General features: G+C 39.3%; 19 protein-coding genes. 4 read left to right on the top strand and 15 right to left on the bottom strand.

The genetic code is table 11. The annotated features are described in order from the left end of the window. Positions 1-166: 166 nt before the first annotated feature. The 3 genes from NSQ64_RS20325 to NSQ64_RS20340 all read right to left on the bottom strand — a co-directional run bounded on the left by NSQ64_RS20325 (position 167) and on the right by NSQ64_RS20340 (position 5,123). Positions 167-1,402, bottom strand: coding sequence for a TerD family protein (locus NSQ64_RS20325; protein WP_159145268.1), 1,236 nt, complete (start codon positions 1,400-1,402; stop codon positions 167-169). A gap of 373 nt (positions 1,403-1,775) precedes the next feature. Then, positions 1,776-3,215, bottom strand: a complete 1,440-nt coding sequence (bglA, locus tag NSQ64_RS20335) for a 6-phospho-beta-glucosidase BglA (protein WP_341018385.1) — start codon at positions 3,213-3,215, stop codon at positions 1,776-1,778. A gap of 9 nt (positions 3,216-3,224) precedes the next feature. Further along, positions 3,225-5,123, bottom strand: coding sequence for a beta-glucoside-specific PTS transporter subunit IIABC (locus NSQ64_RS20340; protein WP_341018081.1), 1,899 nt, complete (start codon positions 5,121-5,123; stop codon positions 3,225-3,227). A gap of 154 nt (positions 5,124-5,277) precedes the next feature. Here NSQ64_RS20340 and NSQ64_RS20345 point away from each other — a divergent pair, with 154 nt between their 5' ends. Further along, positions 5,278-5,988: a GntR family transcriptional regulator gene (locus tag NSQ64_RS20345; RefSeq protein ID WP_052321090.1), complete on the top strand. Its 711-nt coding sequence runs from the start codon at positions 5,278-5,280 to the stop codon at positions 5,986-5,988. Between the two features lie 38 nt (positions 5,989-6,026). Here the strand turns inward: NSQ64_RS20345 and NSQ64_RS20350 are convergent, their stop codons facing one another. Then, positions 6,027-6,590, bottom strand: coding sequence for an Imm64 family immunity protein (locus tag NSQ64_RS20350; protein ID WP_284725921.1), 564 nt, complete (start codon positions 6,588-6,590; stop codon positions 6,027-6,029). Between the two features lie 322 nt (positions 6,591-6,912). Here NSQ64_RS20350 and NSQ64_RS20355 point away from each other — a divergent pair, with 322 nt between their 5' ends. Next, on the top strand, positions 6,913-7,809 hold the full coding sequence (locus tag NSQ64_RS20355; RefSeq protein ID WP_341018084.1) for a PhzF family phenazine biosynthesis protein: 897 nt from the start codon (positions 6,913-6,915) through the stop codon (positions 7,807-7,809). A gap of 39 nt (positions 7,810-7,848) precedes the next feature. Here NSQ64_RS20355 and NSQ64_RS20360 read toward each other — a convergent pair whose 3' ends face one another. The 5 genes from NSQ64_RS20360 to NSQ64_RS20380 all read right to left on the bottom strand — a co-directional run bounded on the left by NSQ64_RS20360 (position 7,849) and on the right by NSQ64_RS20380 (position 10,860). Then, positions 7,849-8,709 carry a LysR family transcriptional regulator gene (locus NSQ64_RS20360; RefSeq protein ID WP_341018086.1) on the bottom strand — a complete coding sequence of 287 codons (861 nt, stop codon included), beginning with the start codon at positions 8,707-8,709 and terminating at the stop codon, positions 7,849-7,851. A 13-nt stretch (positions 8,710-8,722) separates the two neighbouring features. Then, entirely contained in the window at positions 8,723-9,229 is a 507-nt protein-coding gene (locus tag NSQ64_RS20365; RefSeq protein ID WP_341018088.1) for a hypothetical protein, read from the bottom strand. A 15-nt stretch (positions 9,230-9,244) separates the two neighbouring features. Continuing rightward, positions 9,245-9,751 (bottom strand): LURP-one-related/scramblase family protein, encoded by a 507-nt coding sequence (locus NSQ64_RS20370; protein ID WP_341018090.1) that lies wholly within the window; start codon positions 9,749-9,751, stop codon positions 9,245-9,247. Between the two features lie 105 nt (positions 9,752-9,856). Beyond that, complete coding sequence (locus NSQ64_RS20375; RefSeq protein ID WP_039165381.1) at positions 9,857-10,198, bottom strand: darcynin family protein; 342 nt, start codon at positions 10,196-10,198, stop codon at positions 9,857-9,859. Between the two features lie 71 nt (positions 10,199-10,269). Next, the gene (locus tag NSQ64_RS20380) at positions 10,270-10,860 is read right to left on the bottom strand and encodes a Crp/Fnr family transcriptional regulator (RefSeq protein ID WP_212362113.1); all 591 of its coding nucleotides are present in this window, start codon (positions 10,858-10,860) and stop codon (positions 10,270-10,272) included. 100 nt (positions 10,861-10,960) lie between these two features. Here NSQ64_RS20380 and NSQ64_RS20385 point away from each other — a divergent pair, with 100 nt between their 5' ends. Both NSQ64_RS20385 and NSQ64_RS20390 read left to right on the top strand, forming a co-directional pair. Then, a complete protein-coding gene (locus NSQ64_RS20385; RefSeq protein WP_341018094.1) occupies positions 10,961-11,209 on the top strand; it encodes a hypothetical protein in 249 nt (82 codons plus the stop codon). A gap of 14 nt (positions 11,210-11,223) precedes the next feature. After that, the gene (locus NSQ64_RS20390; protein ID WP_024718482.1) at positions 11,224-11,466 is read left to right on the top strand and encodes a hypothetical protein; all 243 of its coding nucleotides are present in this window, start codon (positions 11,224-11,226) and stop codon (positions 11,464-11,466) included. 54 nt (positions 11,467-11,520) lie between these two features. Here NSQ64_RS20390 and NSQ64_RS20395 read toward each other — a convergent pair whose 3' ends face one another. From NSQ64_RS20395 to NSQ64_RS20420, 6 genes are all read right to left on the bottom strand, one after another. After that, positions 11,521-12,894: a sensor histidine kinase gene (locus tag NSQ64_RS20395; protein ID WP_047947095.1), complete on the bottom strand. Its 1,374-nt coding sequence runs from the start codon at positions 12,892-12,894 to the stop codon at positions 11,521-11,523. Further along, positions 12,891-13,562, bottom strand: a complete 672-nt coding sequence (locus NSQ64_RS20400; protein WP_341018098.1) for a response regulator transcription factor — start codon at positions 13,560-13,562, stop codon at positions 12,891-12,893. The genes NSQ64_RS20395 and NSQ64_RS20400 overlap by 4 nt, the downstream gene beginning before the upstream one ends. After that, complete coding sequence (locus NSQ64_RS20405; protein WP_341018100.1) at positions 13,563-15,677, bottom strand: MMPL family transporter; 2,115 nt, start codon at positions 15,675-15,677, stop codon at positions 13,563-13,565. Positions 15,678-15,783: 106 nt separating this feature from the next. Continuing rightward, on the bottom strand, positions 15,784-16,650 hold the full coding sequence (locus tag NSQ64_RS20410) for an MBL fold metallo-hydrolase (protein WP_340938802.1): 867 nt from the start codon (positions 16,648-16,650) through the stop codon (positions 15,784-15,786). Positions 16,651-16,709: 59 nt separating this feature from the next. Continuing rightward, positions 16,710-18,539, bottom strand: coding sequence for a hypothetical protein (locus tag NSQ64_RS20415; RefSeq protein ID WP_341018103.1), 1,830 nt, complete (start codon positions 18,537-18,539; stop codon positions 16,710-16,712). Positions 18,540-19,109: 570 nt separating this feature from the next. Next, complete coding sequence (locus NSQ64_RS20420) at positions 19,110-19,799, bottom strand: RNA-directed DNA polymerase (protein WP_341018105.1); 690 nt, start codon at positions 19,797-19,799, stop codon at positions 19,110-19,112. Between the last annotated feature and the right edge of the window lie 4 nt (positions 19,800-19,803).

Genomic DNA, 19,803 nt, shown 5'->3' on the forward strand with positions numbered 1-19,803 from the left:
TATTTTACCGTGACCTCCAAAACGGAAAAATAGGCTAAATGACATAAAAAATGGAATGAACTCTCTATTCAATTTACCCTCTCATTTGGATAAACGAGTTTATCCATTGTAGAGATATAGAAAAGGCCAGACAGTCCATTATACTCTGTCTAGCCACATGTTCACGTTACTTATAATCATTGATTGGTCCTTTATCCATCAAAACATCGATCTCATTTGAATATTTCATTTTTAACTTCGGTCTACGCTCAGAGTTTGGTTTACTGTAAAGCTCTAGTGGACGGATGATCACGCCATCATTTGTGTTTTGAAGTATACCTGGAACACAAGAATAAATTCGATCATTGTCATTTGCATGTTTCGCGTGAATCGTGACAGACGTTCCTTGATGATTATCGATACTCATAGACACTCTATATCTATAGAAAGAACCTGTTCCATTTGATTGAGCAGAGTAAACAACGGGTACCACCGCAAGGATATCATCATTTAACCTTAGTTTAATGACTTCTGTTTTCATTGATTCACGATCTCTACCGACATCTCCCATATGCTCAACTGCCCCGTTACCGTAACTTTTGAGAGCGGGAACACCTTTTGCGCCAAACATGGCCACATCTATTTGTTTTCCTGACTTCGTATAGACCAATGCGTAAATATCATAATCGGTTCCAGACTCCCAAGATACTGTAGCCGTAATCTCTGGTGTTTTTTCAATGATGATCGGTTTATGACCTTTGTCTAGACTAATTTTACCTTGAACTTTCTCTAAGCTAATAGGTGCAGCGACTTTCTCTTTAGCGGCTGTGTTCATTGGAGCAGGCTCATTAATTTGTTTTTCAGAAACCATTGGAGGAGGTGTAGAAACATCCTGTTCATCAGGTTCAACCTCCACCCCATAAAGCTTGCATAGCCCTTCCAATCCAGAATCGAAGCCACGCCAGATGGATCGTGCTTTCGTTTCACTATTTCTTATGTATAGCTCTACTACGACAATGCCCTTTTCATTTGTAAAGCTTACTGGTGTTAGGTATAGGACCTCATCACCTGTTCGAATTTCTGCTTGCAGATTCTTCACATGAGAAAAGCCGATTCCTCGATCCTCTGTTAGTGTAATAGCCATCTTTGTGATTCCGACAGGCACTTTGCTCATATCAAAATTCAATTGATGTCTTTTCAACTGATCTGATATCTCTGCTGGTAAAAGTGTCGCGACACCCGTAGCACTCTCCGGCTGATTGTAAAAAATAATGCCATTATCTCCTTGAACTAGATTTGAATCTGTTAAGAGAAACGCCGTTAAAGAAATATCAATTGCAGATGACACTTCATAACTGATGGATAATTGCCCCTTTGGAGAGTTTAGTACGGTATTGGCACCCATTTGCAGAGTTTGATTCATTTCAACAACTCCTATTCTTTATCTACCATTTATCGTTTTTATAGACCAATTATACCAAATAGTGCAATAGAACCTATTAATATCTTTCTCTCTTTTCATCTCTGCAATGATATGAGACAATGCCACCTAAAAACAAACTACTCTCGAAAGGAGAATCAATGTGTATAAAAAAATCATCCCAGCTGTTACAGTGATATTCGGTTTTTGGATTCTTCTTCAATTAGCATTTAGTATCAATGTCTTCCACAATCCAATGAATTATTTTATTGTGATCACTCTCTTTTTTCTTTGTATTCAGGCTACATTGAAGCATAGGAAATAAAAAAACCCGAACAAGCGAATCCCACGCTCATCCGGGCCAGTCATTTCTTTATTACACTTCTTCACCATTCGTTGCGATGACGTTTTGATACCAAGTAAACGAATCTTTTTTAAGACGATTCATTGAACCATTACCTTCGTTATCGCGGTCAACATAAATCATGCCGTAGCGTTTTTTCATTTCACCGGTTGTGAATGACACGATATCAATGATGCCCCAAGGTGTGTAGCCGATGAGGTCCACACCGTCATATTCAACCGCTTTTTTCAGTGCTTGAATATGAGAAGCGAGATATTGAATTCGCTCTGGGTCATGAATAGAGCCGTCTTCTTCCACTTGATCAATGGCACCAAAGCCATTTTCCACAATGAATAGCGGGATTTGATAGCGATCGTAAAAACGATTCAATGTATATCTTAAGCCTGTCGGATCAATGGACCAGCCCCAGTCGCTTGAATTGATATACGGATTTTCTACACCATGTGGCAGTGCTCCATTGACAATGTCTCCGTTGTGATCAGATACTGCATCGCTTTTGACCGTTGTAGACATGTAGTAGCTAAAGCCAAGGTAATCTACTTTTCCTTTTCTTAAACTTTCTTCATCGCCTTCTTCAAATGGAATGTGATAGCCTTCGCGTTCAAATTCTTTTAACGCGTAGCTTGGATAGTAGCCACGCACTTGGACATCTGGGAAGAAATAGCGCTGTCTCATATATTCTTCTGCCAGCATGACATCCTCTGGGTTTGAGGAATAAGGATAAATTGGCACGTGGGACACCATCGCTCCAATTTGAAAGGACGGATTGATCTCTTTTCCTTTTGCCACTGCCCATGCACTTGCAAGCAATTCATGATGGCCCGCTTGATACATGACTTCTTTGGCATTTTCGCCTTCTTTGACAGATACCCCTGAATTTGTCCAAAGGAACAACGGGTTGTTGACGTCCATTTTGTTATTGATTTCATTAAATGTCATCCAGTACGTGACCTTGTTCTTGTAACGATTGAAGCATACTTCCGCGAATTTCGCGAAATATTCAGCGACTTTTCTGCTTCGGAATCCGCCGTATTCTCTTGCCAAATGAAGGGGCATTTCAAAGTGAGACAACGTAATGACAGGCTCGATTCCATGTTTAACCAGTTCATCAAACACATCATCATAAAACTGTAAGCCTGCTTCATTCGGCTCTTCTTCATCCCCTTTAGGGAAAATTCGGCTCCAGCCGATCGATGTTCGCAAGCATTTTAATCCCATTTCAGCAAACATGGCGATATCTTCTTTGTAACGATGGTAGAAATCAATGGCTTCATGGTTTGGATAAAAAGTTCCTTCTTCTATCGTTTCCGTGATCTGTCTTGGTACACCATGAGCACCTGCTGTCATCACATCTACAACACTCGGCCCTTTGCCAGCTGCATTCCATCCACCTTCGAATTGATGAGCGGCTAATGCCCCGCCCCATAAGAAATCTTTTGGTAAAGTCATTATCTATTCCTCCTATTTCACAATTGTCATCATCACGTCAGTTGGCTGACATGTCGAACGTTTCTCTACAATCACATCTTCGTATGCTTGGGTATTGGTAAGGATAACAGGTGTGATTGTTTGTAATCCTTTGCTTTCAATTGCTTCCTGATCAAATGTCATCAACAAGTCACCCTTTTTCACCTTGTCGCCTTCTTTGATATTGAGTGTAAATGCCGATCCATCTAGAGAAACCGTATCAATTCCTACATGAACAAGTAACTCTACACCAAATTCAGAACGCAGACCAATCGCATGTTTTGTTGGTGCAAGCATGACGATACTGCCGTCAAACGGTGCAAACAGTTTGTTATCGGTCGGATGAATGGCAAAACCTTTCCCCATCGCCCCAGAGCTAAATACGGCATCTGGCACTTCAGATAACGAAAGCACCTTTCCTGTAAGTGGAGCCGTGATCATTTCTTCATTGTTTATAGAAGTATTTGGCGTTTCTCCGTCTTGATCTTTAACAGGTGTTTCACCAGCTGACTGTTCTACTGTATCTTCTCCATATCCGAACATTTGAATAAGCACAACTGGTAAAATGAGCGCAATGGCCACACCAATCAAAATACCAATGATAGACGTTGGATATTCTGCACTGATTCCGTTCACAATGGTCAGCGGGCCAGGCAGCCCTGCATATGCAAAGTAATAAGGCGTAAAGAAGCTGGCTACAACGGCACCGACCGCTCCAGAAATACACCCAAAAATAAACGGCTTTTTAAAACGTAAGGTGACACCGTAAATCGCAGGCTCCGTAATACCGAAGAGTCCTGTAATTCCAGCTGAAACCCCAACTTTCCGTGTTTCCCGATTTCTTGCTTTTAAAATAACTCCCAGCACCGCACCGACTTGAGCGATAACAGCGATGGTTTGATATGCCTGAAAGGAGTCACGTCCATATTGTTCAAAGTTCGCAAGTACCATTGGCGTGATGCCCCAGTGAACACCGAAAATCACGAGTACTTGCCAGAAACCGCCGATAATGGCCCCTGCCAGAGCTGGTACATTTTCAGCTAAAACATTGTATCCGTTTGCAATCCCATTTGCACCTGCTGTCGAAAGAGGACCGATTAATAGAATGGTTAACGGAACCATGACGACCATACATAAAAATGGGACAAATAGCGGTTTGACGACCTCATGAATTCGTTTGTTTAAGAATTTTTCTACATAGGAAAGAATCCATACTAAGAAAAGCGGTGGCAAGACGGATGATGTATAAACCGTTTCAGATAACGCAATCCCTAAAAAGGTCACACCTTCCCCTGATGCTACACGTCCAGCAATCTCTGTCCAAGAAGGACTGACAAGCGCTGCTGTACAAGCAACCGCAATATACATATTCGTTTTGAAATGCTTGGCTGCAGTTATCGCAATAAAAATGGGCAAGAACGTAAACGGTGCCCAAGAAATAAAGCTAAACACTTCATAAGTGCCTGTTTTCGAGAAGCTTGGAAATATCAAATTTATTAAGATAAGTGCACCTTGCAAAATACCAGCTGCGGCTAAAATATACACAAATGGCGCAAACACAGCGGACATGGTCGCAATGACCCGATTCAGTATCGTTCCTTTGTTTTCATTCGGCTGGTCATCATCCGACGTTTGGAGCTGAACAAGGTTGGAAAAATGCTCATATACCTCACCTACATGCTGACCGATCACAACCTGAAACTGACCACCGTTTTCCACCACTGTAATGACGCCAGGCATGGCGTTGACTGCTTCTTTTGCCTTTGGATTAGAACGCTTCAGCACCAAACGCAGCCTCGTGGCGCATCTAGCGGCACTCACCACATTTTCTTCTCCGCCAACTGCTTCTAAGATGTCTTCTGCAAGCTTTTGATAATCCCTCACTTTTGACATATAACCCCCCCTTTATCGCTACTAGTATATGTACATTATAATTATACCGGTACAATTTATCAATACATATATAATTTGAGTTTGCATGTCAAAGAGAAATCGGGATGTGCTATAATACAAAGACAATAAATCGTGAAAACAAAGAGGAATGGCTATGTTAAAGTATCAACAAATTGCGAGCGATATTGAAAAATATATTGTCACACATGAGCTGCAGCAAGGAGACAAACTCCCTGTGCTTGAGACGCTCATGAATCAATTTGCTGTGAGCAAAAGTACAATTATCAAATCATTAGATTTACTCGAAAGAAAAGGGATTGTCTATCAGGTGAGGGGCAGCGGCATCTTTGTGAGAAGGCATAGGCGCAAAGGCTATATTAGCCTATTATCCAACCAAGGGTTTAAAAAAGATTTAGAGGAATTTCAACTGACATCAGAAGTTCTCACGTTAGATACCGTCAAACCGCCAGAAGAAGCTGCGCTGAATTTAAACATTGAACTAGATGAGGATGTTTTCTACCTTAAACGCATTCGTTACATCAATGGACAAACTTTATGTTTAGAAGAGTCCTATTACCGGAAAACCATTATTCCTTACCTCAACACAGAAATTGCAGCCGATTCTGTATTTAAATTCATTAGTGAAGGCCTTGGTCTTAAAGTGGGCTTTTCTGACATGTACCTGCAAGTTGGCAAACTAAACGAAACTGAAGCGAAGCACCTCGGACTTAAACAAGACGATCCTGCCCTCCGCGTCGAGACCGTTTTCCATCTCACAAACGGACAGCCCTTCGACTTCTCGAAAATCACATATAACTACATGCAATCCCAATTTTTTATTCAGGCGAATAATTATTATGGGTGATGAAAGGAAAAAGCCCCTGATACATTCAGGAGGCTTTTCTACTGTTCTCTTTTAACCTTTAAATATTTCTTCCCTCTCTCTTGAGTAGTTAGCCCGTCAATGAGAGTATCACCATAAAAAATGACTAAATAATCCCCTTTACCTATAAGAACAACTGGAAAAGCATGATGTTCTTGCATACTCTTTTCAACATCATCTGGATGAAGCTCGACTTCCATTTCATGACCAATGAATGCATACTCAAACGGAAGAGTATGATAAAGTTCTACAAGACACTGTACGATCTCCTGTTGAATACGAACGACATCATGTGAAAAAACCTCTGTCCAATTTAAACACAGCACGAACCCAACAAAACCAGCTTCTTTTTGTATGTTCATGGTTGTATGTTTTAGACATGTCCCCTCCAATTCAAATTCTGTATAAAAACCTTCCAAGTAATTGTTTTTGATTTTATTCTCTTTTACATCATGTTCGATCCATGCATCGCCATTAGCGTCTTGACTAAACTTTACTTTCGTTATTGACATTCCTTTTTTTGTTAAATAGTCAGTCAGTTTGTGAAAAGTGGTTATTAAATGAATGTCATCATAGAATACCAATCCAATATTGATATATCCTCCTAAAGCTATGCTGAATCCCTCGCCTTCTTTTTGTTTTGTTCAAGCATACTACAAAAAAGCAGGTTCCTTCGTACCTCCCTTTTGATCCATCATTATTTTTTCCCTTAAACATCTTTACCGTCTTACCACTCTCTGACATTCCTTTTCCTGTAACGGTAAGACTTTCCCGCCCTTAGTGCCTAGTTGTTTGATATTGTATTGCATGAACAATTCCAATTCATCACATCAAAAAGATTCATTTTACGAATGCATCCTACACACTTATGATGAACATAACAACATGTTTAGGAGGATTCGTCAGATGAAAGATATTAGGGTGTATCATGTCGATGCGTTTACAACTGAGAAATTTGGAGGTAATGCCGCTGGGGTGGTGTTGGATGGGGAATGGTTAACGGAGGATGAGATGCAGAATATCGCCAAGGAGTTGAACTTACCCGAGTCCGTTTTCTTGCTGCCGGCACATGATGAGAAAGCCGATTATCGAGTGAAATATTTCACTCCAACGGAAGAGGTCAATTTCTGCGGGCATGCGACGGTTGGGTTGACTTGGCTTTTAGCGACGGAGCTAGGGATGGCTAAAGAAAAATCAGGGGTGGTGTTAGAAACAAAGATCGGCCATGTTCCCGTTGTATGGCACGAAGAGAATGGCAAAGTTGTGGATGTCGAGATGACACAGGTCACGCCAAAGACGCGAGATTTTATCATCGATGTAGAAGAGCTTAGTGATATTCTCGGTATAAGCAGTGACAGGATTGATCCATCCTATCCTATAAAATTAGCAAACACCGGAAACTGGCATCTCCTGGTTCCGCTGAAACACCAGCATGACATTGATCAAGCAGCACCAAACCTAGCAGCTTTAGGAAAAATGAATAAAGAGCAGGATATCACAACGACTCATCTTTATACGTTTCAATCCACAAAAGACTGTGATCTTTATACAAGGGATTTTGCACCTGGCATTGGCATACCCGAAGATCCTGTAACGGGAGCAGCAAACGGGGCATTGGCCGGATATCTGTATTTGGAAGGGATCATTCCTCAGCAAGAAACCACTCATCTGCGCATTGCCCAAGGTGATGCAATCGGCAGACCAGGATTGCTTCGTATCACGGTCATTCCGAATGAAGCAAAGCCGATCATTAAAGTAGCTGGTGCAGCGATTATTACCATTCGTGGGGTGATCACGCTATAAATTGATCAGCTTGAATAGAGACTCTCGTTCAAGCTGAATCTATTTAAAATGATCTTTGACCGCTTCAATCCATCTTTTAGTAGAGGGAGAGGCTGCGTTAAAAGATTTAAACGCCATATTGATTTCGCGATAAACACGGGTCTCAAGTGGAATTACGTTCGCATGAGGCACCTGAGGCGGCAAAATCAACTTCGGAATGATCGTGAGCCCAAGGCCTTCCTGAACCATAGAGATAATCGTATTGTTGTCCCCAATCTCAAATAAAACATGGGGTTTTACGCCTCTTTCTTTTAATAATTTCTTAATGAGTCGATCACAGCCCGCTTTTGGCATAATAAATGGTTCATCTTGGAACGAAGCCACTTCCATCACCTTCTTTGTATGGAAACGATGACTCTCTTGCATGAGCACCACCAATTCATCTTGAAACAGTGGAACAGTTTCCAAATCTCTAGATGGCTGTGTTAAAAACCCAAGATCAACTGTGCCAGATGCGATCCACTCTTCAATCTCTTCATAGCCGCCTTCATATAATTCCAATTGGATATTGGGATAACTTTTCGTAAAACGATGAATGAGCTGCGGAAGCATTTTTGAAGAAAAACTAGAGAACGTGCCGATCTTGATACTCCCCACTTCCATCCCTTGAATCAACGCCGCCTCCTGCTCAAGCAATGACGCATGATGAATGATTTGGCGAATATGGGGCATCAATCGCTCACCTGCATCTGTCAGCGACAGCCCGTTTCGATTCCGATGAAGCAGCACAATCCCAAGCTCTGACTCAAGCTTCGCCATATTATGACTCACCCCAGACTGCGTCAGCCCAAGCTTCTCACCGGCTTTTGTAAAACTGCCGCATTCGACGACTGTTTGAAATACTTTGTATGGGAATGTCATTCGTTTGCTCACCTCACTTTAGATCTTGGCAAAACCTACTGTTAGACATGTCTGTGATTTTTCGATTTAATTGTTGTTCGACCAATTGAAAACATGCCTGCTGAATCCATAAACGTTTAAATGTATAGAGTTGTTCTTTTTCATCGCCATGCATCTCTTCATCTTTTTCTAACTGAAAATCTGTTAAATCGATTTTGTCATGAACATGCATATGAATAAAAACATGCGCATTGTGAAAATCATTCATATGCTCTACTAAAGCTGAGATATTGGTGATAAAGTCATCAAATATATCTTCTTCTAGCGTTTTCTTGAGATCTAGATGGCTGTGCACATCCATTGATATGTAATTATCTCTTTCATCCAGTTCTTCTTGAGTGGCTAGAGGGTTATCATGAATCGTTGCTTTTCTATTTAAATCTGTAATCGAGAAATAGACGATGATGTCTTTATTATCGAGAAATTCATACTCCCATATCTCTGCATCTCTTAATCTTAAAATGCGGGTGAGATTGTCCAACTTTAAACCCTCCAATTAATTATTCATCGTCGTCGACGAAGACCTAGACGCCGCTTCATCCGCTTTCACACAATCAATCGCAACAACCAATGCAATCATCACAGGCTCCATCTCTTCTTTCAAAATATCCACCTTGTAACTATCCCCCCAAGTAAACCATTCCTTCTTTACCTGACCGATTACTTCGCCGCTTTGCAGCACTTGGAAATTCATATCCCACCAGTTTCCTTGTACTTCGATACCAGCAGCATCAATTGAATATTTTGCTTTGAAGAACGTAAACTCTTTTTTGATCGTCAATACCTCTTGCCCACCGACTTCTACTAAAAAATTTGGTAAAAAGCTAAACATTTTCTTCGTAATTACAGCGATGACGTCTCGTTCTGTATTCAAAATGGTGAACGTCTTTGGCACCTTCATAAAGCTGCCTTCGACCACATATACATCATTCTCCTGTTGGTCCTTTACCGTAAACCTGCCGCTCAGACTAAATACCTTTTGCTTCATATACAGCTGCTTCATAAGTACCTCCGATTCAGTTCAAAAATTTATCCGTTCTTACCTTACCCCTGATTATACCAAATAATAGAATGTGCAAAAAACCACCTGCTATCAGGTGGTTTTCGATTACTGATCCATTTTCAGAGATTCTTTTTCATATGTTTGAAAAGCATCTTCCATTCCCATGATGACCTCTTTCATTTTGACATAACCACTTGTGTAAGGAATAGAATCTCTAATCTCTTCCCACATAAAATGATAGAACTTCAGGTCATCTGTTTCACACATCACAAAATCTGTGTAATCCTTACCTGGAAGAGCCTCAGCATCAAAAAAGCGCACCGTCACATGTTCCTCATATTTCTGCATCAACTCTTGCAGCGAAGCCGCATGGGTTCTGCGCTCCTCTCGTGGTAAAGCAAGCCAAGATGGATAGAACTCTAATAAAACAACCATCATATATTTCATCATCAAGCCCCTCGATTCTTCTATGATGTGATGATTGTACGCCAGATCTAGAGAATGCGCATTAACATAGGTTAATGTTCAGCAGGATGCAGCAGCCTGCTCAGCGAAACTGGAGAAATACCGATATATGAGGCAATATGATATTGAGCGATACGTTGATGTAACCCGGGATATTTCAATAAAAACGCCTGATATCGCTCAATGGCTGGCAAATATAGCAGTTCCCTCTCACGCTCTTCCTTTCTCGTATACAGCCTTTCTACACTCACCCGAACAAACCGCTCCCACATATGACTGCTGTCCATCAACATTTGAAGTAGATCATACGGAATTTCAATCACAATAGAATCCTCCATCGCTTCAATCGAATAAGGAGAAGGCTGCCCATTGATCATACTTGCATAAGAAGTAGCAAAATCATCTTCCAACGTAAAAGCCACGTTGTACTCCCTTCCATCCGGTAACAAATAGAAGAGACGGAAGAGACCTGTTATGCAGAAATAGGCATGCTTCACTGGATCGCCAGCCTTGATTATGCATGTACCCGCTTTTAATTGTTTAATCGTTGTTCCATCTTTAAAGGCTTGCCAATGCTTATGTTCAATAAGATATTTCGATATTTTGGTTTTGAACGTGTCGTATGGGTTAGTTATTTTATCCATCTGTAAGTTACCTCTCTAGTAATGGAAGACTTGATAAAAAATTGTATCAGGAAACACTCAAGTTATAATGGAAATATAAGCGATGATGAGAGGAGAAACAATGAAAAGAATCACTTTTTTTGACTGGACCGTCCATTTACAAGCGGACTTAACAGCGATTACCGATCATTATGAAAAGAAAATGGTCATTTTAGAGCCATCCATTGAACTAAATAGCATCATCTGGATGGATGACAACAACGAGCTACAAATCAAACCTACTTGGGATTGTGTCATTTCAATTGATCCAACCAATAAATCACTGACAATTCGGCAAACAAAAGAAGTATTCGGAGATGTGTACGAATGAAAATAGGAGGAACTATGAAGAAAACCGCTTTTTATGATTGGACGATTCACTATCCTGACCATTTAACAGCAGTCAAAGATGATACAGAAAAGAAAATGGTTTTTCTAGAACAAACGGTTGAATTTAAAGGAATGATCCGTATTGATGAAAATGATGAACTGCAAATAAAGCCGACATGGGATTGTGTCATTATTGTAAATGCAAAACAGATGTCTATCACAGTTCGTGATGCAGAAGACTTTGTAGGTTTACCATAAACATTAAAAAGAAAAGTCTCATTTGACACACGCAAACGAGACTTTTCTCAAATACTATTTCTTTGGAAAAACCGTCGTAAAAGTCGTTCCTTCTTTTTCATTGCTTTCTACTTCAATAGAAGCATTGTGATATGACAGTACTTCTTGCACAATGGATAATCCAAGACCCATTCCCTCTTTATTTCGTGCCTGATCTACCCGGTAAAAACGTTCAAATATTTTTTCTAATGTGTGTTGTTCTATGCCAATCCCCGTATCTCTAATTGTCACGACCGCTTCCGATTGATTTTCATTACAATGAATACTGATTTCCCCAAACTCTTTGTTGTACTTAATGGCATTGCCAATTAAATTCTCCCAAACATTGATCAACAAAGTCCGATCCGCATATACCGAAACAGGCTGTAGATCCAACTTAATTTCTAGACCTTTCTCTTCTATCCGCCATAGCATCGAATGGACCACTTGATGAAGCTGCTCATCCACCCTGACGATTTGTTTATTCGTTGGATATGTCCCTTGATCAATAGAGGTTAAAATGAGAAGTTGTTTCGTTAAGTTAGATAATCGCTTTGCTTCTGTTTGAATAATGTGGTTGTATTTTTTCCCTTCGCTTGATGAAATCTCCTCATTTAGTAATTCAGAATACCCTCGTATATTTAATAGTGGTGACTGAAAATCGTGCGAGACGTTATTCACAAATTTCTTCCTTGCTTGATCGGTATTCTCTAATTTCTGCTGCATCATCCGAAAACGATCAGCAAGCTGACCAATTTCATCTTTTCGATTGATCATTAATGGATACTGAAAATTATGGTTTGCCATCTCTTGCGTCGCACTCGTCAATTCTGAAAGAGATTGGGTGACCTTTCGAGACATGAATAAAATGCCAATGATACTGCTCACAAAAACGGCGAAGATAAATCCAAAAATAATCAGATGGAACTCTGTAAAGAAACTGATATTATTCGGGCGTAAAAATAAGCCCCATTCTTCCCCGTCAATTTCTATTTTCGTCCCCACTGTATTTTGTATATCATTTGCGAAATGACTCATGATTAAGTATGAATTTTTAAAGGATTTGATCCCGTTGTACGCTTTACCGCCTTCAAATAAGGCATGCATTTGGCCATTCCATTTTTTCGTTTTAAATGGTTCGCCAAACATCTTCATCTCCCCATCTTCTTTAACCAAAGCGATTTGGTACCCTAGATCGCTCATGGTTTGCAAAAAATCAGAAGAGGCCCGCAAGGTAATTTCATGTTCTTTGATTTGTTTAGATAACTGCTCGGCAATGGCTAAATATCGATCATTCATTTGCTCTTTGACAACATGATTGTAAATCAAGTTAGAACAAATAAATCCAATGAAGATACTAATCAAAACAATCAAACACGTATATAGCATAAAACGTTGTTGTAGTTTCATTCTTTTACCTCAAGTTGATAGCCGAAACCACGTATTGTGACAATTTCAACCGTCGCTTCCGCCCTTTTTAAACGTTCTCGTATGCGGTTAATATGCGTGTTTAATGTGAATTCGGGTTGATCTAACGTATCCCCCCAAATGTCATCAATTAAATCCCAGCGGCTTACATTGCGGTTTGCCCGCTGCAGCAGATAATACAGAATTTCTAATTCCCGCATGGGCCAGATATATTGCTGATTCGCAATCGTTAATTCCCAACGGTTCGTATCAATTTGAACATTTCCCGCAGTCGTTATAGCTTCTATAGATTTACGATATCGTCGTAAAATCGCATTTACACGAAATAGCAGTTCTTTCGTTTCAAATGGTTTGACGATATAATCATCAATCCCTTGTTCAAATCCTTGTTGCTTATCTTCAATCTGCCCTTTCGCTGTCAGCATAATGACAGGCAGTTCATATTGTTTCGTCACAATGTTCGCCAGCTGAAAGCCATCCATCCCAGGCATCATCACATCAATAATCATGAGATCAAATGACTGTTGTTGCAAAAAAGCAAGCGCTGCCTCAGCATTGCTTGCTTTTTTCACTTGGTACCCCGCCTGCTCTAAATGGATGGACACTAATTGCAAAATGGCTTCATCATCATCCACAACCAATACATGCAATTATCCTTCCTCCTTTATTTCCTTAGCTTTGTCTTTTTCAAAGAATAATATGAGTGACGGCAGCAACATTCCTCGCACGAAAAATGTATCGATGATAATCCCAATAGCGACAATAAATCCAAAGATAAATAAATCCGTAATCGGCATGGTCATTAATGCGGCAAATGTTGCAGCAAGAATGATCCCCGCTGAAGAAATCACCCCGCCTGTATTTCGTATCGCTACTTCTAATGCAGCTTTGACGTGTAACGTTTGGCGTTCTTCTAAGAAACGGCTCACAAGGATGATGTTATAATCAATTCCTAATGCCACGAGAAAGATAAAGGCATACACAGGGGCACGAGTTGAAATCGCATCATATCCAAATAACACATCGACTAAGAAAATACCTAAGCCTAATGCAGATACAAATGAGATTAAAATCGTCGCCATCATATAAATCGACATTTTCATGGAGCGTGTCAAAACGAGTAATAAGATCAGAATGAGTAATGTTTCCAGTAATACGATCTTTTTAATATCGGATTGATTCACTTGTTGCTCATCCACTAATTTAGCTGTTGTGCCAGCAAAAGATAACTGAACCTTTTGACCATCTGATAATCGATAGATGGCTTGATCTGTACGGAAATCTCCTAAAAATTCAATGGCCTCTATACTGTATGGATTCACTTTTAATGATATCGTCATTTTGCCGTGCTCTCCATCTTTGGTTACCCCCGAAGGACGAGCCGATCCTATCTCTTCATTTCCTGAGAATTGGGCGGAGATTTCTTGTAAATGTTCCTGAGTTAGCTTTTGACCAGTCACAAGTACTGTTGTCTGGGCTAGATCACCTTTATTAAATTTTTCCTCGACGATTTCAAATGCAACACGAGAAGGTAAATCCTTCGGGAAATTTTTCACCGAGTTAAATTCATAATGTAAATTGAAAATATTCGCACCTGTCACAAGTAAAAATAGCAAGACCGCACCACCAATTAATCCTGGTTTTCTAACCACGAATTTGGCAAGAGGTCCCCATATGCCATGTTTTGCTTCTTTTGCTTCACCATATGTCGGCACTTTCGGCCAAAATGCTTTGCGGCCAAATAATGCAAACAAGGCTGGAATCAGTGTGACAGAAGCCATCATAATGACCACCATCGCAGCACCAAAGATTGGCGCAAAGTTTTGATAATCACGGAAATCCGCCACAAATAATATGATCATCGCCGCAAATACTGTACCGCCTGCAAATAATACCGGTTTGGCTGTTGAACGCATCGCTACTTTCATCGCTTCAAATTGATTTTCATGATGTTGTAACTCCTCACGATAACGCGAGAAAACAAACAATGAATAATCAATCACAGCAGCAAATAACAAAATACTCATAATCGAGGTGGTTGAGTTATTGATTTCAAGTCCACCCACGCCAAGTAAAGCCACAACTTGATTCACCACTTGATAGACAATGACCGTTGCGAACAATGGAATGATCGCTAATAGCGGAGAACGGTAAATGACGATCAATAAAACCAAAATGATTGCAACAGTAGCTAATAGCAGTTTCAAGTCGGCAGATTCAAACAGCTTCACCGTATCCCCCGCTATACCTGCTGGACCCGTAATATAAAAATCAGCATCTAGCCCTTTCGCTATGTTTGTACCGACATCCGTTGTCTCATCATTAATCTTTGCATAATCAGCATTGCCTAATCCCGCTTTCAAATTCATTGGCACAATCATGGTCGTTTCATCTTCTGATAAAAAAGCGGATAACGCTTGAGGAGGCAATGCGGACACATCGACAATATCTTCAATCCCCTCAATCTTTGCCTCTTTGATTCCTTGAATGATCGTTTTTACATCTTGAATAACCAGCTTTCCATTAGGGTTATGGAACACATATAATCCCGGAGTCCCTTTATCATTTGGGAAATACTGATCTAACTTCTTTTGTGTCACGATGGACTGAGCATCACTAGGTAAAGATTGAAAATTGCTCACTTTATGATCGCCCAATTTAGGCCCAGCACTCAACCCGATCATGAAAACAAGCCAAATGATAACAGTCAGCCAAGCTCCTTTTTTTGTAGACATTTTATCAATAAATGATCTGAATACTTTCATTAATCGTTCTCCTCCTTTTCTCACCGGTTCGAGTATATCGCCTGTATATAAACTTGATATAAACTCAGGGAAAAGGACGAGCCATGAAAATAAAAAAAGCAGAGGTTTATCCCTCTGCTAATCCTTCATAACCATTTACAAAATAAGCGATCGTCTCTAACTCATCTTCTTTTAGTTCTCTGTTCACATGTGTTTGATATTCACTCTTGATTCTCTTCTGATCTCCCCCATAAAGATCAGTGTATTTCGCCATCATCCGAAGCTTGTCTCTTTCTTGACGAAACTCCTCTTTTGTCCACGGTCTTTGGTGCGATGGAATATACGTCTCCGCATCAAAAGCATCTAACTCATCTAAAAGACGCACAATTTCTTTTACCGTAAAATGTACTTTTTCTGCATACATTTTCGGATAAATGCAATCACCAAGAAAAAGGATTTTCTCTTCTTTCACATACACGATCACTGAATCAGCAGCATGATCGCCCCCAACATGCTGCACAACACAAGTGACCCCGCCAAGATCAATCTCCATCCGACGGTCAAATGTGACATCCGGTAAAACCACCTGAATCTCTCGATGATTCTTATATTCTTCTTTGATGGCCTTCGCGCAAAACTCAATCTCCGTTCCTTCCCTCACCCGCTCATCAATCGCCTCATCTGACCAAGAAAACGGAAGAAGCTTCTCCATTTCCTTTCTGGTTCTTGCAGAAGCAATTGAAACCGAATCAGGAAGCGCCGGCAGACCAAAAATATGATCCCAATGCCAATGCGTGAGGACAACGAGATCGGGCGTGGCGTTCTCTTGTTTTAAGGTCTTTTGGATAAAATAGTTCGCATGATCTTCTGAATTACCGGCATCGATCATTAATGTTTTGTTATTGCCTACGACCATGCCTAGGATGGGGCGGTCGGTGAGTGATACTGGTGTGATGTAAGAGAAGGTTTTGCCTATTTTTTTGATTGTGTGCATGGTGTGCCTGCTTTCTAATATTTAGATTTTATTCTCGTAGGGCGAAGGTAAACCGAATCCTATTTCTTTAATAAGTATTTGGATAACTTTCGATCTTCCTTATCCTTTGTCTTCACGGCAATATGTTTAATCAATTCTCTTGTGGCCGCTTGCTGCGAATACGAAGGAGACCATTCGTTTAATACACTTAAAGCATGATACTGTAAATTTCCATCATCTGATCTAAGTGCAGCTTGAATCAATGGCAATCCTACACCTTCGTGTTCATATAAATCTTGCACAATATATTGTAGACAAGCCACTTCATCATCTGAGAGGTTTGATAACGATAAATGTGTTTCTGCAAATGTACAAAGCTCTCTAATATGCTGGTGATGATTTGTGTCCATCACAGCAAAGTATATTTCACTATTTGTCGGATCTTTCTCAAGTAAAGCAAATAGATGCTCAGTCACATCTAAACGATAAAAGAGAGCGATCTCAAGTGCTTGGGAGCTAAAACCCTGTTGTAACGAATCGGTTGCAAGCTTTGGCCATCTACTGTCATTGATAAACGGTTGAACAGCTTCCTGGATAGCCTTATAATCGTCCTGTTTCCATGAATCATTCAATCGGTCTTCCCAAATCTCTTGTTCATCATTTAAAAACTCATTTATTTCCAATATTGGATAAAAATCCTCAATTGTTTGGCAGTGCTTATGAGCATGGTGAATAAATCGGCAGAGAACTGAGCTTGCATTTGAATACTCATCGATTCCGTAGATAGAAACCTCATCTTCTAATAATGCTTGAATGATGAGACTCGCTCCATCATATAATTCTTTGGAAATTTCATCTTCTGATAAAGCTGTTTCCAGATCACCATTAAGAGCGCAAGTATAGGCTAAGTATTCATTCATGATTGTATTTTCGCAGCCCTTTGTTAGTAACCAACGTTTTATTTCTGGCGTCGAAGCTTCCAATTGCTCAACAGCCGAAATTTTTCCCCATCCATCGACGGACTTTGCAAGACGCCAAACATGTTCGTTTCCTTGAATTGTGCCATTCTTCAATGCAAACACGACATAAGAAGTAAATTCTTCATGCATACCTATTGTGAATAAAAGCTCTTTGTATTTTTCACAGTTCGTACATCCCAGTATCATGACTGCAAATTTGACGACCTCCCGATGCGCTGCATGCTCAAGAAGCCATAACGCTTCTTGCTGTACAAGAGACTCATCCCATTGTGTTTGTTGAAATCGGTCAATTAACTCACTGTTGCGACTCGCCATATTGTTAGAAATGATTTTTTCATATGTTTTTTTTCTAGTTTCGTTTGTAGGATGATTCAGTTGTATTTCAAAAAGCTTCAATAGTTTCTTCACATAAAAAGGGGCAGGTCGTTCATCTACATAATAATCAGATAAACCGGGAGCCAATCGTGGTTCATTTTCGTCAAATAAATAATCTTCATCAGGTAAACGATCATCTACTATTTTATGATGTGCTTGAATTTGTCGTTGAATAAAGGGAACGATTTTCTCTTTATGATCCCATGGGAGAAAGTCTATCTTCATTGATTCATCTAAAACCGTTTCATGATCTACTTTCACCATACAACGAAATCGTACATACCCACCAAGTTTAACGGACACTTTGTGTTTTGTACCATCTTGAAGCTCCAATATCCCTGACAATTTTGAATAAGGGATCATATGAGTCAATAAACTTTTTCGTTGTTTTTTATCAACTGTCACACCATCAATGATTAGTTGCTCTTCTTTTATTTGGTTTGTAATTTCTATAGAATGCCCTTTATATTCAATTTTCCATGTTTTATTTATTTCTTTTTCTACGTCTTTTACTATGTTACGCATTTCACGTTTAAAGTCATCTTTAAAACTCATGGAAGTCTCCTTTAAGTAATTGTAGATTGATTATGTGATCGTTTTGAACAAAGTTTCCATTATATATAATACGATATTTATTACAAAGAGTCTTCTTTTCTTCTTACATAAAAAAAGTATGGGAAATTAATAAATTCCCATACCTTTTACTATTTAAATATTCTTTTTGCTTTGTATCTTCAAAATACTGAGTAAACGAAGAGACGCCTGAATAAGATATTGATAAGTACTCTTTTAAAAGGGTAATTATCCCTCTTCGCTAATCGGTTTATAAAAGGTGAATTTCTCATACTTTAGCTTACTATAGAAACTTTTGCTCCTTTTTAAGCTAACACGTCTTACTAAATCATCTTCAATAATAAAATTCTTAAGAAACAATTGGTATAGCAGTATCCATGAATTCGCTGATAAGGTGATTTCTTCAAAAATATCTCCGTCTATCTCTTCCTCATACTCGTTAATTATTATAATAATTGCTAAATCATTCCTACTATGTACTATTTTCTTTATGATATCTTTTCCGAGATTATTTACTCCTATGTTTTTCAGTAGATATACCAACCAAATAACCTATAAGTCCTTTTCATCCCTTATGCATTGGATTAACAATTTCTTCATCATATCCACCTGATCGATATTAAAATCGATCTTCTTCTTTATTATCAATTCATACACTTTAATCAATGACCGACCATCATTAACTAGGATATTAAACAAATAAGAGGCATAAAGTTCAGGATCACTCACCTTAAATTTACTATCAATGGATTTTACAAGGTAACTAATAGCACCCTTAGTACCATTATTCTCTAAATTAAAATAATTATTGAAGAGCTTAATTAAATCAACAGAATTGGTACTTCCTTTTATATACTCCTCATAAATATCTTGAAGGTTTTCAACAACATAATATGGGAATTTTACAAATTTAGATTTCTCACTATTAATTGTTAGATAATAGTTTCCTAGTATATCAGAAATTATTCTTTTACTTCGTTCTATATCACTCTCTTCATAAATAAAAATTTCGAAGTCATCTACAAATCTTACAAAGCTAACTCCAGCACCCTTTATCTCTTTATCGATACGCGTTAATATAGCTTCAGCAAGGAAAAATGAAAGTAGAGGACCCGTAAGTAAACCGTTAGTTCTATTAGAATTTAATCCTCTTACCTTTTTATCTAAAACCTCATATTTCTTGTAAGTATGTGTAACCCGTGTATCGGTACTATCACTTAAAAAGTATTTATATTGGTTCATTGCC

The sequence above is a fragment of the Bacillus sp. FSL W8-0183 genome, assembly GCF_038006825.1.
In the GTDB taxonomy this organism is placed as follows: Bacteria; Bacillota; Bacilli; order Bacillales; family Bacillaceae; genus Bacillus; species Bacillus altitudinis.

What these genes read in the sequence shown, in the direction of transcription:
- NSQ64_RS20420 (WP_341018105.1), bottom strand. Translation starts at nt 19,799, where the DNA reads ATGAACCAATATAAATACTTTTTAAGTGATAGTACCGATACACGGGTT.
- NSQ64_RS20380 (WP_212362113.1), bottom strand. Translation starts at nt 10,860, where the DNA reads ATGGATAAAATAACTAACCCATACGACACGTTCAAAACCAAAATATCG.
- NSQ64_RS20390 (WP_024718482.1), top strand. Translation starts at nt 11,224, where the DNA reads ATGAAGAAAACCGCTTTTTATGATTGGACGATTCACTATCCTGACCAT.
- NSQ64_RS20345 (WP_052321090.1), top strand. Translation starts at nt 5,278, where the DNA reads ATGTTAAAGTATCAACAAATTGCGAGCGATATTGAAAAATATATTGTC.
- NSQ64_RS20415 (WP_341018103.1), bottom strand. Translation starts at nt 18,539, where the DNA reads ATGAGTTTTAAAGATGACTTTAAACGTGAAATGCGTAACATAGTAAAA.
- NSQ64_RS20340 (WP_341018081.1), bottom strand. Translation starts at nt 5,123, where the DNA reads ATGTCAAAAGTGAGGGATTATCAAAAGCTTGCAGAAGACATCTTAGAA.
- NSQ64_RS20410 (WP_340938802.1), bottom strand. Translation starts at nt 16,650, where the DNA reads ATGCACACAATCAAAAAAATAGGCAAAACCTTCTCTTACATCACACCA.
- NSQ64_RS20370 (WP_341018090.1), bottom strand. Translation starts at nt 9,751, where the DNA reads ATGAAGCAGCTGTATATGAAGCAAAAGGTATTTAGTCTGAGCGGCAGG.
- NSQ64_RS20375 (WP_039165381.1), bottom strand. Translation starts at nt 10,198, where the DNA reads ATGAAATATATGATGGTTGTTTTATTAGAGTTCTATCCATCTTGGCTT.
- NSQ64_RS20405 (WP_341018100.1), bottom strand. Translation starts at nt 15,677, where the DNA reads ATGAAAGTATTCAGATCATTTATTGATAAAATGTCTACAAAAAAAGGA.
- NSQ64_RS20385 (WP_341018094.1), top strand. Translation starts at nt 10,961, where the DNA reads ATGAAAAGAATCACTTTTTTTGACTGGACCGTCCATTTACAAGCGGAC.
- NSQ64_RS20355 (WP_341018084.1), top strand. Translation starts at nt 6,913, where the DNA reads ATGAAAGATATTAGGGTGTATCATGTCGATGCGTTTACAACTGAGAAA.
- NSQ64_RS20360 (WP_341018086.1), bottom strand. Translation starts at nt 8,709, where the DNA reads ATGACATTCCCATACAAAGTATTTCAAACAGTCGTCGAATGCGGCAGT.
- NSQ64_RS20325 (WP_159145268.1), bottom strand. Translation starts at nt 1,402, where the DNA reads ATGAATCAAACTCTGCAAATGGGTGCCAATACCGTACTAAACTCTCCA.
- NSQ64_RS20395 (WP_047947095.1), bottom strand. Translation starts at nt 12,894, where the DNA reads ATGAAACTACAACAACGTTTTATGCTATATACGTGTTTGATTGTTTTG.